This window comes from Clostridium sp. AF23-6LB (genome assembly GCF_003461085.1).
Taxonomy (GTDB): Bacteria; Bacillota; Clostridia; order Lachnospirales; family Lachnospiraceae; genus Coprococcus; species Coprococcus ammoniilyticus.
Map to the genome: position 1 here is coordinate 69,841 of NZ_QTWK01000002.1, position 13,597 is coordinate 83,437.

Annotated in this window: 7 protein-coding genes; 2 read left to right on the forward strand and 5 right to left on the reverse strand. The window is 43.9% G+C overall.

From position 1 onward, the window contains the following. The first annotated feature begins 52 nt into the window (after positions 1–52). The gene (locus DWY07_RS04840) at positions 53–1,267 is read left to right on the forward strand and encodes an aminotransferase class I/II-fold pyridoxal phosphate-dependent enzyme (RefSeq protein WP_021944668.1); all 1,215 of its coding nucleotides are present in this window, start codon (positions 53–55) and stop codon (positions 1,265–1,267) included. Between the two features lie 301 nt (positions 1,268–1,568). Here DWY07_RS04840 and DWY07_RS04845 read toward each other — a convergent pair whose 3' ends face one another. From DWY07_RS04845 to DWY07_RS04860, 4 genes are all read right to left on the reverse strand, one after another. Beyond that, on the reverse strand, positions 1,569–6,047 hold the full coding sequence (locus DWY07_RS04845; protein ID WP_117822371.1) for a hypothetical protein: 4,479 nt from the start codon (positions 6,045–6,047) through the stop codon (positions 1,569–1,571). Further along, a complete protein-coding gene (locus tag DWY07_RS04850) occupies positions 6,034–6,759 on the reverse strand; it encodes a DUF6063 family protein (RefSeq protein ID WP_008402483.1) in 726 nt (241 codons plus the stop codon). Before DWY07_RS04850 ends, DWY07_RS04845 begins: the two co-directional genes overlap by 14 nt. Before the next feature lie 21 nt (positions 6,760–6,780). Next, on the reverse strand, positions 6,781–8,418 hold the full coding sequence (locus DWY07_RS04855) for a hypothetical protein (RefSeq protein WP_117822372.1): 1,638 nt from the start codon (positions 8,416–8,418) through the stop codon (positions 6,781–6,783). A gap of 125 nt (positions 8,419–8,543) precedes the next feature. Then, a complete protein-coding gene (locus DWY07_RS04860; RefSeq protein ID WP_008402480.1) occupies positions 8,544–8,735 on the reverse strand; it encodes a transcriptional regulator in 192 nt (63 codons plus the stop codon). Between the two features lie 539 nt (positions 8,736–9,274). Between DWY07_RS04860 and pap the strand changes: the two genes are divergently transcribed. Beyond that, complete coding sequence (pap, locus tag DWY07_RS04865; protein ID WP_117822373.1) at positions 9,275–10,747, forward strand: polyphosphate:AMP phosphotransferase; 1,473 nt, start codon at positions 9,275–9,277, stop codon at positions 10,745–10,747. On the opposite strand, the gene DWY07_RS04870 is transcribed toward pap, so the two are convergent. After that, a complete protein-coding gene (locus DWY07_RS04870) occupies positions 10,744–13,503 on the reverse strand; it encodes a CDP-glycerol glycerophosphotransferase family protein (protein WP_117822374.1) in 2,760 nt (919 codons plus the stop codon). The two genes, pap and DWY07_RS04870, sit on opposite strands and share 4 nt — an antisense overlap. Positions 13,504–13,597: the final 94 nt, after the last annotated feature.

The following is a 13,597-nucleotide window of genomic DNA, read 5'->3' on the forward strand; positions in this document are numbered from 1 at the left end:
TAACTTCCGGTTTTGGGAGCCGGATAAATTCTTATAAAGAGAGGTATATCGCATGAGAACATACGAAAAATCAACGAAACTCGATAACGTTTGTTATGACATAAGAGGTCCTGTTATGGACGAAGCAAACCGCATGCAGGCAGCGGGCATTGATGTTCTGAAACTGAATATCGGAAACCCTGCACCATTTGGTTTTCACGCACCGGATGAAGTCATCAAAGACATGTCTTACAATCTGAGAGACACCGAAGGATATTCCGATTCCAAGGGCTTATTCTCCGCAAGAAAGGCTATCATGCAGTATTGCCAGTTAAAGCATATTCCAAATGTCGGAATTGACGATATCTATACCGGAAATGGTGTAAGTGAACTGATCACCATGTCTATGCAGGGACTTTTAAATAATGGAGATGAGATTCTGGTTCCTTCTCCTGATTACCCATTATGGACAGCTTCTGTCACACTGGCAGGCGGTACTGCTGTTCACTATATTTGTGATGAACAGAGTGACTGGTATCCGGATATCGATGATATGAGAAGTAAGATCACTCCAAATACAAAGGGTATCGTCGTGATCAATCCAAATAACCCAACAGGTGCCTTATATCCAAAGGAGATTCTGGAACAGATTGTTGATCTTGCAAGAGAATTCGACCTGATCCTGTTTGCAGATGAAATCTACGACAGACTGGTTATGGATGGCAGAAAGCATGTTGCACTCGCATCTCTGGCACCGGATGTGTTCACGATCAGCTTCAACGGTCTGTCCAAATCCCATCGTGTAGCCGGTTACCGTATCGGCTGGATGTGTCTATGCGGCAGAAAGGATCATGTAAAAGGCTATATCGAAGGTCTGAATCTTCTGTCTTCAATGCGTCTTTGTTCAAATGTTCCTGCACAGAGTATCGTTCAGACTTCTCTGGGCGGTTATCAGAGTGCCGATGAACTCCTGCTTCCGGGCGGACGAATCTACGAACAGCGTGAATATATCTACAATGCCCTCTGTGACATTCCCGGTGTATCCGTTGTGAAACCAAAAGCTTCTTTCTACATATTCCCGAAACTGGATCAGGAGAAGTTCCATATCAAGGATGATGAGAAGTTTGCCCTTGATCTTCTCCGTGAGAAGAAGATCCTGATCACCTGTGGTACCGGCTTCAACTGTACAGACCCGGATCATTTCCGTATCGTATATCTGCCAAATATCGTGCAGCTTAAAACCGCTATGGGAAGAATTGCTGATTTCTTGAGCTACTACCACCAGTAAACCTATTCGAACGCAAGTGTTTTGCGTAAATGCAGAAAAAGCTTACAGACTATAATATGCATGGGGCTATTGTAAAACAATTCTAACATTTTGGTTCTATACCTGCTTTTGGGGTTATAGATCTGTTTGACAATCATATCAGAACAAATGCCGAACATACCTTTGTGTAGCAAACCTATTCGAACGCCGGTACTAAACTCACTGCTTAAGCAGTGAGTTTAGTACCGCTGCGTGAGAATCGAACGCAAGTGTTTTGCGTAACAAATGGTATGTTCGGCATTTGTTTGTACGGTATAACACCTTATATAAAGTCAAAGGTTGCCTGCTGGTAGGTGATGTCCTGATATTCCAGTTCCTCCTGCGAGGTCTTGCTGGTGTAATCGACAACAACCGTCTGCTGGCGGTTACCGACCATCTGCTGACCAAGAACGTAGTTCACATCAAATTTGCCGGTGATCGCCGGAGTTGCGCCACGGGCAGGAACGATCAACTGCACATGATTAGCTGCAAGCATGGCAAAGATCGGCTCCCAGATATATACATCCTTTGCCGCGCCAAATGGGTTATCAATAAAGATCGTCTTTGTAGAGATCTCACCCTCCGCGCCATAAGAATACATACCTGCAATATAATTGATGATCGCAACCAGGAACTGAATGTAGATACCCTGTGACTGTCCGGTACTACCAACCGCTTCTTCATAACGAAGATACCGGCTCTGCTCCTTGATACGCTCTCTCTTATATAGTTTCAGCTTGATCGCATTCATGTCTGTGACCATTACGCCAAATAACCGCTTCAATGCAAGACAGTCACGGATATAACGGACACGCTTCCTCTCATCCTCATAGGCATCTGCGCCCTTTACGATATCGTCAATATAATCAGACATACGCTGTGCAAGGAATTCTTCTTTCACATATGGGATCGTCAGATCAACCATACGGATGACTTCTTCTCCAACGGTGATCTTCGATAATTTTGGAAGCTTCTCAAGCTCGGTCTTTACATCCATACAACGCTGTAAACACTGACTGCAAAAATTCTCCTTGATCGCAACCATATCTTCGATTCCTTTTTCCACTCTTTCCTTTTCCAGATCGATATAGGAAATGATCTGTAACAGGCTTTCAAGTAACGCCTTTGCATCATAGTAGTTTTCAGGTATGATGACATCTCTGCGGATCGTTTCTGCCATCTCGAATACACCCATTTCACTGAGTGCTTCCGCTGTCTGTCCCTTGAACCGCATCAGTTCATTTCTTGTCTTTTCCAGATTCTTGCGGCTTCTGTCATATCGTAACAAACTGGTCTCAAATGCCTGTCGCAACTCCTCTTTCCCAGCTTCTAACAGCTTACCATTTTCTACATTGATGTCATTTGTATCTACGATACGTTTTACATCTTTATAAAGCTCGATCATATAGCCCTGCTCTTTGTTACAGGTCTCATATTCCTCTGCTGTCTTCTTATAACTCTGTTCCAGCTCAGCAAGGATCTGATCGCCCTGTGCGATCGCCTGCTCTGCTTCACTTAGAGAAATCTGTTCTTCTGCATATGCATCTTCACCATAAGTCTTTTTCAGACTGGCAACCGCATATTCGATATTTCCTTCCAATCTGCCGGAAGCCTTTGATACATTCTTCAGTTCTTCCGCCATGGATGCTGATACCAGTTCCAGACGCATCAATTCATCAGAAAGTGCCTGTAACTGCTGTTCAGATGTGGCAAATAACTGTGTCTGTGCTTCCAGATCCGAAAGTTTCACGCCACGCTTCTCAATCGTATGCAGGATACGATCCATTGACTGTGACAATGCCTGAACCAACTTCTTCTTATCCTCTACATCCGGTGCATTTTTATTTGCTACTGCATACATCGCCATAAATTCTGTCTCCAGCACTTCATCAGAGATCGTAAGGATCTCGATATCCCGTCTGGATACATCTTCCGTTTCCTGTCCAAGTGCCACCTGAATCTTCTGCTTTGGATCCAGTGACACATCCACTTTGCCATCCTCCAGGTAATAAGGTTTGAAGTAATTCTGCCATTTATCCTGTATATCCTGAATACTGTTTGCGATCGCAAGCATCCGTGCCTCCGTCTCGCTCACAGTTGTATTCCATCTGACTGCATCCCGCTTCAGCTCCTCGATCTGTCCTGTGATCCGCTGTTCTTTCTGAACATTCTCCGTATAACGGGCTTCTTCCTCAACTGCCAGATCAGAAAGCTCCTTAATACGAAGCAGGATTGATTTGTCTTCCTCCAGCTCATGCAGCTTTTCTTTTACGGATGCCTCATCTTCTTTCTGATGCGCGATCCGGCTTGTCCGTTCTGCTATGCGATCCTGAAGCTCACGAATCTCATCCTTTTTATTTAACAGATCCTGATTCAGCTTTCGTTCGATATCCGCCGCATCCAGGTGCCTCTCATCTGCCAGATGACTGACAAATGCCAGATCTTCCCGGTAGGTCGCAAGCTTCTCATCGATCATGGATATCTCATCCTCAAGGCCACGGATCTGGATCGTCAGTTCTTCCTTTAACGATTTCAGAATCTCATCATCTGTAAAATATTCTCCTTTTCTGCAGACCATAACGGCATTTTCGTTTATGGTAACTGCCTTTTCAGACAGGTCATCCATATCGTAGATCAAAACCATTTCATTGTCTGTCTGAATCGAATCCAGATTGATATCCTCTGCAATATCAGCGAAATTCTTCACGACTACTCCATACGGAAGTGCCCTGTTTTTCTTCAAGATCTCCGTCCGCTGCTCCGGCTTAAGTGCTGCCAGATAATCAGCTCCGTGCATCGCCATATGTCCATGTCTGGTCACGATATAATCAATAACTGCCGATGCTCCTGCACTCGGTCCGAATAAACGTCCGGATTCCAGATATTTGCGTCTTGCAAGCTGTCGGTCAATCTCCTGTTTTCTGATGACCGTCTCGGTCAGCGTTCCTGTGATTCTTGCATTGATCGCATCTATGATTTCTTCTGCTTTCTCTACACTATATACCGCCATAATGCTTTCTAACTTCTTAGCTGCCTGACGATATTCCTCTGCATCCAGATGGCTTGTCTCATATTCTTTTTCCAGTGTTTCCAGACTGTTTTCCGCAAGTGACAACCGGTAACGGTCTTCAAATACCTGCTCCTGATCTTCCCGTATGCTCTCTGCAAGTGCCTGTAAGGATGCCTCAAATTCTGCTGCCTTTTCTTCGGATGCTTCGATCACGTTTGCCGCATCCGACACAACAAGCAGGGCAACCTGTGAGGTCAGCTCGGATATCTTGTTATTTAAGGACTGTAATTTGTCCGAAGCCGCTTTCCGATTATCCCCGGATACAGCCAGATCGATCTCGCCCTCTTTGATACATTTCATGCAGTAATCAGCCTCTTTCACTGCATACTCATGCGACTGTTCGACCTCTTCCTTTGCCAGAAGAAGCTCTTTCAAACGCGCATCATCCCGAAGCTTTCTGTTATAGGCATAGACCGTCATTTTCTCACGGTCTGCCCCGGTATTCTGTAAGATATGATCGATGATCTTCTGATTCTCGGATAACTGTTTTCTGTCTTCCAGATAACCCAGATAATCATTGATACTTTCTTTCATATTCATATCCTGCTTTAATGCCGATACCTGTCGTTCATTTTCAGCAAGATTTGCATTTAACTGTTCTGACTTATCCCGGAGCTCCTGCAGACGGAAACCATCTCTGGTGATCTTCAGATTCTCCAACCGCTTCTTCTGGCTTTCCTTCTGTTCAAATGCAGTCTGTTTTGCCACAAGCAGTTCTTCCAGATGTTCATTTTCTCTCGATGTCAGTTCTTTTCCCGTCACATAGATATCCGCAAGCTGCCTTGTGATATCTTCGTGTGCCTCGTACTGGTTAATACAGGAATTGACCTTTGCCTGCAGGACATTGATCAGCTCGATCTGATGATCGAAGTTCGCGATATCCCGTTTCTTCTGTGCCAGCACGTTCAATTTATCCTTAATATCAAGCAGCGTTTCTGCCATCGTGCTCTCATCCCCATCCCTACCGGTACGGGTCAGAAATGCTTTCTCTATGATCTCCTCGATCAGCAGATCTTCTACTACTTTTCTGGTCGTCTTATAATTCGTCTCAAAATAAGTACGGACATGACCCTCTGTCTTATTGATTCCACGGATGATCTCCCAGTGGCTCTCATGCAGACCATATTCGCTGATGAACCGCTGGTACTCCCCTTTCCGCTCAAATAAGCGCACTTCAAGGCTCATATCCTTATGTCCAAGCTCCTTAATGTAGGATTTTAGACCACTGTATGTAATTCTTTCATTACCATTTGACAATGGAAGATTAATGATATCGTTCTTATTATAATCCCGATAGAAAATGCAGTAATTGAAATACTCGATCGCCGCCGTCTGTCCGTCCTGTGATGCTCCCTCATCGGATTCCTTTGCTTTCCTGGCACAGAAGCCGGTCGTCATGTAGCGGTATCCATCCTTGATATCCGCGTCGTCTAATTTCCATTCGATCAGGGAATGAATAGTCGTATTGCCGCCACCATTCCGGAATAATTTCTCGATCGGCTGCTTATCATCTAACGTACAATTCGGTATCAGATTCTGAAGCAGAAGAAGCATCAGCACACTCTTTCCTCCACCGTTTGCAAGGTCATAAAGCGTGTTCTTGCCATACATACGCATCGAAAAATCATCGTACTGCTGTGTACCAAAGTTGTATTTTACATTATTTACTCGTATTCGGTTAATGCACGGCATCCTCTTCACCTCCAAGCAGCTGATACAGACGTCCCCTGTATTCTTCAAAATAATTCTCACATAACGCCTTGAACCGATCGGTCGGATAGTAGCGTTCTTCGTTCTCGACAAATAATTTCTGGCTGACCATAAAGTTAAATGTCAGCTTCACATAACCGGATTTGGATGCCTTTGACGCCTTCGTCTTTTCTCCGTCATAGACTGCATGACTGACTGCCGGAAGCTCATCCCACAGCAGCCCAACCGCTTTAAAGCTCTCTGCCCCGACATCCTCTGCGGAAAATACAGACAACCGCTTCGTCACATCTGCCAGATATTTGTCCGCCTCTTCGATCACCTTTTCCGGCTTGATAAATTCACGGAACTGATAGCTTCCGGAATCTTTATAAAAATACAGCAGGATCACATACATGAGGAAATAGCACAGGAACAATTCTTTATTCAGCCGCAGTCCAAGTATGCGCTTCATATCGTCATTTGTATAACCAAATACCCGGTTGCCTTCACCCGGAGTGATATAAAGTGCTTCGTTGTATTCGTAAATACTCAGATTCAGTTTCTTTAACAGATTGCCTACAATCTCGTAGACCTCTGCATTTCCATAATAATCTTCGTACAGAGCACTGTTTTCTCTGCTTGCTTTCGCGATCGTTTCGCCCTGTATCAGTCTGGCGTAGATCTCAATCGCCTTATCCAAATTTCTGCTGTCCATCTTTTTTCCTCACATGTATTTTTATTGCAATTCAAATATTATGTTCGTAACATACATATCTGCTCCAACCGGGATCTCCTCAGTGCTGTCAAAGGTCAGCGTGAAGCGCATATCTTTGTATGGCTCAAATGAGATATCCGGAGCATAAGCATCTTCCGAATAAATATCCGGTACGCTTACAGTTGAAATGCTGTCGGCTGTAGCCTGTGGTATCTGCTGCTCTCCGATGCTGTCCCGCACCTTCTGATATTCCCGAATACTGTCAACTACCAGCTTTTCAAGCATGGTATCCTGCTTCTTTAATATCCGGCTGATATCATATTCCTTCTTCTGTGCCAGATGGGTAAGGAATGCGTAATAATCGGCATTCTCATAGATTTCTTTTCCAAATCGTATCTCTAGGAATCCGTTGAATTCTTTCAGGCTGAGCTTCTTCCAGCGGGCAAGCACATCCATCAGTTCAAAGAATAACTTGCCATAGTTTCTGCCGGAGCGTTCTTCTTCAATCTCGTCCTCGTAACGGAAGTTCGCATTTACATCTTCTTTCTTTGCTGTCACCATCTTCGCCTCATCCTCTGATTTGAGCGTAAGAAGATTGTCGATCGATGTCATCGAGAACGACTTCGTGATCGCCGGTGCAAATAAAGGAGCAAGAATCATGCCCATCTTATCCGGCCGATCCTCCCTGATCATCTTCTGTAATTCCTTTTCAAAATCAAATACCGGACGCAGACGCTTTAACTTCGCCTTCTGAATAATGTTGTCCGATATATTCTGTAATTCCATGGTGCTGTTGATCAGATTTCCATGCTTTAATATGGTCTTCTTCAATTCCAGCTCCAACTGACTGATCTCATCCAACAACGTAGAACCTTTTGTCAGATGGTCAAAGTTCGCTTTCGCAACTGCCTTATCGACCAGTGCCTTGTTCTTCGCAAATAATTTCTGTTCCTCGGAAAACCATTTGCCAACCGTCTTCATATATTTCTCATAAGCTTCTGCCCCAGCAAATACATCGTAAGAAAGCAGATCTACGATATCGTCTTTTTCTCTTACAAGCCGGTTCACTTCGCTGTTGATCCGCTTGACAACCTCGATACCTCCCTTGAAATTCTCTCCGGTGATCATCTTCTCAAGCAAAACCTGTTCTACATTGATCTTGCTCTCGTCCTTGATCTCCTTGGTATCAAGATAGAATTCTATCCCATCCGCAGTTATGTAATAGAGCACTTTTCCATCCGTGATTCGGCTGTCGATCAGTCTGACACGCCCGGTCTTCTTCTGCTTCTTACCCGGATCGTAAAATGTAAATTCAAATGCTTTTCCATCATTTCTGATCTTGTCAAATATATATAAGATCAGGTCTGCCATATCCTCGTCCTCGATCTCAATATCGAAATCACGGATCAGTAGCTCTTTTATAAATGCTTCACACTGGGGATATGTGATGTCCCTCTCGTTGAAGTTGTTTTCCTCAATAAAAAAACGCAGTACCGCCATGGTGATATATCCCATATCCAGACTGTTATATCGTCCATCCCTGTACTGTGTAAATGCAGTTTCCGATAACACAAAAAACGGGTAGTATTTTCTTAAGTTATACATTCTCGCATTATGTTCTTCGATTATGTCATTGATCATCACGTACTGCTTTGCCACTGTTTCTACTCCCTGTTTTGTGTGCTTTATTTTCTGTTTTTCTTAAAAAATCACGGACACATAACATGCCCGTGATTTTTCAATACCTATTCGCCCATCATCTGTTTAAAAAATAATTACCTGAATCAATCCTGCTTTGCAAGATTTTCTTTGTCTACTTTGTAAACCATAAGACGAAGAAGATAGTATGGCATTCTTCTATTTCCAAGTTCCCAGTCCTGTACAGTTCTATACGGTATCTCGAAATACTCAGCAAATTCGCGTCTGTTCATTCCTGTAGACTTTCTTAATTCTAATAATTCTTCACCTGATGTCATAGTCTGTGTCCCTCCTGTATCATTCCTATGTGCATTCTTTCTGAAAAAAAAAGAATGCTTTCATTCAATATTATTTCAAAATTCAGCACAAAATAAATTCTACAAGAATCCAACCCTAACCTCATGTATATTCTACAATATAACGGTCGGCATGACAATAGAATTTGTTAACACATTAAAAAATTTTTTTATATGCGTGTCCTTTAGATAATTTAAACATTTTGTCCATTGACTTTATGATATAACCGGAAAATAATGAAATTAATTTTTTATATTATACATTGATATGCATGGGATACCTTTAACATTACCAATCAGGGGACGCTTCCGCTCGTTTTCCCGCTGTGTAACTTCGAACTAACCTCGGATAAACCTCGGTAAGGTCTCAGTTAGGTCTGCAACGGTACTAAGATGCCGCTAATGCGCCATCTAAGGACCGGCGACCTCAAATGCCCCTGTATTGGTAAGTTAAGATATCCCAACGCATAATTCACGCAATATAAAAAATTAATTTCATTATTACACAGGGGGTGTTATGTATGTTGAATAATCGAATTATGAAGGAAAAGCCATCGGACGAGGAAATGAATACACGGTTAAAGGCTTTGCAGAAAAAGCTGGCGGCGCAGACGCTGGCTGTCCGGGAACACAAGCTTCCGGTCATCGTTCTGGTAGAAGGCTGGGGTACTTCCGGCAAAGGCAGTCTGGTCGGACGGATCATCAACAATATCGATCCACGTTTTTACCGGGTTGCATCGCTGGAAAAGGTCAGAGAAGAGGACAGGCGGAAACCATTTCTTTGGCGATTTGTAAAAGAGATACCGGAAGCCGGCAATTTTGTCTTTATGGATTCCGGCTGGATGGATCAGCTTACGCGTGAATACGCACACAAAGAATTGTCAAAAAAAGACTACGAGCTTCGAATTGCCAATGTTCGGAGATTTGAACGACAGCTGACCGATAACGGCTATCTGGTTGTCAAATTCTTCCTGAACATCTCGAAAAAAGAACAGAAGAAACGAATCCGGACGCTTGCCGATGATCCTGCAACCAAATGGAGAGTGACCGATACTGACCTAGCACAGAACAAACATTATGACAAATACATGGACATCTTTGACAAATTCTTAGATGCTACCGATTCTTCCCGCGCGCCATGGTATATCATCGATGGCTGCTCCAAGAAATGGGCGGAGCTTCAGGTTCTGGAAATCCTGACCGAGGGAATCGATGTTGCCCTACAGAATCATTCACTGGCAGTTCCGATCCCGCAGAATGTATTCCCTCTTATGGACATGCCGAAGCTGTCAGATATCTCTTTACAGGACAAGACGATATCTGATGAAGAATATTCCATACGTCTGAAAGAATTACAGGGAAAACTTCGAGAGCTGCACAACAGCATTTACCACAAAAAGATTCCTGTCATCATTGCATACGAAGGTTGGGATGCTGCCGGAAAAGGCGGCAATATCAAGCGTGTAACGGAAGCATTAGATCCTCGCGGTTACGAAGTATTTCCGATTGCAAGTCCTCTTCCGTATGAAAAATCCCGACATTTTCTCTGGCGTTTCTTCACCAGGCTTCCACGCTCCGGTCATGTAGCTATCTTCGACCGAACATGGTATGGCAGAGTCATGGTAGAACGGATCGAAGGATTTTGCAGTGAAAATGACTGGAAACGTGCTTACAACGAAATCAACGAATTTGAAAAAGAACTGTATGACTGGGGTGCTGTGATCATCAAATTCTGGATACAGATTGATAAAGACACCCAGCTTGAACGATTCACGCTGCGTCAGAATACACCGGAAAAACAATGGAAGATCACAGATGAGGACTGGCGAAACCGTGAAAAATGGGATCAATACGAAACAGCCGTCAATGAAATGCTGCAAAAAACAAGCACCACCTATGCTCCATGGCACATCATCGAATCAGTCGATAAAAAATATGCCCGGTTAAAAACCCTGGAGATCATAGTTGATGCTATAGAAAAAGCTATATCTTAATGAATCTTTGTCTTCTGGTAGTCGATCATGACATCATAGATCCGTTCACAGTTGTCATGGTCGTCAAACCGGAAGAAATCATCGGCACGTCTGCGGTACTCCGGTTTCATCTCGCAGTTATTCTGCATATAAGAGATCAGAACATCGATCAATTCGTCGTTGTCCTCGCAGATCTCGCCAAATCCCATCGTATCATAGTGGAAGGTTCCTTCCTCATAATGCTTCGGTATATCGTGATGGTGCAGGTAGACCACCGGCTTACGCATATAAGCGAAATCGAACTGAACACCGGAGAAATCCGAAACCATCAGACTGGATTCCCGGAACACCTTCTCATAATTGACACCGGAATGTCCATGAACGGCAACCGCCGGAATGATCTCTACCGAAGGATTCTTATCAAAATCATCGATCTGCGGGCTGACGATCGGATGCAGTACATAGACGATCTTATAATTATATTTCTGTGCCGCAGCGATCAGACGCTCATCATTAATAAGGCTGTTATATACCTGATAATAGGTTGTCTCCTTAAAAAGTGGATTGTAGTCACGGCTCACACCCTCATTCTTTGTAACCGGAACTGCTGCCTGCATCCGCCAGGTCGGGGATAACAGGATCTGCCGTTTATCTTCATTTATAAGTCCATCATAACGCGGTACTCCGGTCAGCTTCAATGCATCATAACCCTCATAGCCGTAGATCGGCTTCGACAGATTTTCAATCTCATATTTGGATGCACAGAAATACAACCGTGTATTATCTCTCAACCGGTTCTGCGCAACTGCGATCTTCTGGATAGACATACCATGCTGGACACAGGCTACATGGAAGTTCATCAGATCACGGATCAGTGCCGAATTGATCGTACCGAAATCATTAAATGCGTAGACGGTAGAGTTTGACACGATCACCATATCCGCATACAAAAATGCATACCGGTGCTTGATGCTTCTCCGTTTGACCGGCTTCATACCTTCGCGTTCCAGACGTGCATAATCTTCCGATGCCCCATCTGCCAGATAATAGCATTTGATGCCATCCTTCTTGCTTCTTGCATATTTGTACATGTATTCTGCGGAGTCCCCCGCCTTATATATCTTATCAAAAAAGAGCCAGATCGGACGATGCTTTAAAACCGGCTTTGCCTTTAAGAACGCCCGGACAATGATAAACTTAATAACCTTCTTCTGTCCGGTTGCAAACATATCCCGCCATAACGTCAGTTCTCTGCCTGCGATCTTCCCATGCTTTACCGGATCAACCTTCATGATATTGGCTTCTGTCTTATACATATACAGCTTCTTATTGATCTTCCAATAGCTGTGACGGAAACGGTCACACAAACGGCTGAAATGAGAATCGAATTCCAGAGTGACCGGAAGATCCTCTACCGACATTCCCATCGTTTCACCATTTTCAAAGACATCCGCCCGGACTCTTGTTACATAAGCCAGTTCTGTTTCCTGTCCATATGGAAGCTCCACCCGGATCGTAAATGCCCGAAGCTTGAAGATCGACATGCCAAATGCTTTTGTATGTGCATACCGCTCATTATATTCTGCCGGATAGAAGCGGTCACCGACCAGAACACCAAACTCTGCTCCATTCATCAAAAGAATAGGCGATAACCGTCCTTCGATCGTAAGCTCTGTGTGATCCTCCATATCTTTATTGTCCATAAACTGAATGTCCGCCGTCGGCTTCGTAAGCTCTCCAATCTGGATATCATTATAGCTGTAGCAGCCATCTGTAAAATCAAATTCCAGACCGGTGTCCTTATACTTTAAGATCAGCAATACCCATACCAGGCAGTCTTCATTCTTCATATCCACATGGTATCCCTGATTCTCACAAATGATCGAATCATCTATATAAGAGAGCACTTCCCCAAGCCTCCACAAAAAAGCCTCGCCGTCGGTCTCTTCAAATAAATGCTTGTTCAGGTTATCGAGATTTGCCTGGATCATATATTTTACAATGAACAGTGCATGCTGCATAACAAGCATCTGCAGGGTTTCCTGATGGATGGACATTTCCTTTAACCATTCGATCAGCTGATCAACGGTATCCTTATACCATGCCCGGTCATAGATTCCTTCAAAAAAGGTCTTATCCCCTTCAAAGCTGTTTTTCAAAGTATAGCCAACACCATCGATATAATAGAGTTTCTCATCCAGACAGGCTCTTGCCTGAACCGCAAGCAGCCATTTTAATACCGGAAATGATCCCTTTACCAGAACGTCCTCCAATGTATGCGCAGGGCTTCCGAATGTCACATTTGCATCCTGTCCGGCATTCTGTATTCCGGCAGAACTACCCTGTATTCCGGCATCTGCGATCTCCATTAACTGATTTAACAGGCTTCCCTTAAACACCATACCGAATGGTGTAAATCCGTGCAGGAATCTTAAAATCTCCGTAGAGATCACCCCATTTATAAGCTGCTCATAGACACCATGAAATTCCTGATCTCTGTCCAGCTTCTGTGCAAGCCAAGGCGCATGCTTTCCTTTCTCGCGATATGCGGAAAACGGTGCATACATGATTCCCTTCTTGCTGTTCCTGCTCGGTCCGTATTTCTTCGGCAACAGAAAGATATCTCCGTTCCTGTGGTCATCAACAAAGGTCACGATACGCGCAAAATCCTCATCTGAAAGGATATCGCCCTCTTCCATCAAAAGGAACATCCCCTGCTCATCAAATTTTCCATGTATACTGAAGCTGTCCGCTCCGACTACGATCCTGTTTACCAACTGCCACGTCCTCCTGTTTTCTTTATCCCAGACTTTCCTGTAATGCAAATAACTGCTGCTACCATAGAACAGATCGTCCCCTGCAGCAGCAGTT

Excerpts from the sequence above, each read along its gene's own strand:
- DWY07_RS04840 (WP_021944668.1), top strand. The coding sequence starts at position 53 with ATGAGAACATACGAAAAATCAACGAAACTCGATAACGTTTGTTATGAC.
- DWY07_RS04845 (WP_117822371.1), bottom strand. The coding sequence starts at position 6,047 with ATGCCGTGCATTAACCGAATACGAGTAAATAATGTAAAATACAACTTT.
- DWY07_RS04850 (WP_008402483.1), bottom strand. The coding sequence starts at position 6,759 with ATGGACAGCAGAAATTTGGATAAGGCGATTGAGATCTACGCCAGACTG.
- DWY07_RS04860 (WP_008402480.1), bottom strand. The coding sequence starts at position 8,735 with ATGACATCAGGTGAAGAATTATTAGAATTAAGAAAGTCTACAGGAATG.
- pap (WP_117822373.1), top strand. The coding sequence starts at position 9,275 with ATGTTGAATAATCGAATTATGAAGGAAAAGCCATCGGACGAGGAAATG.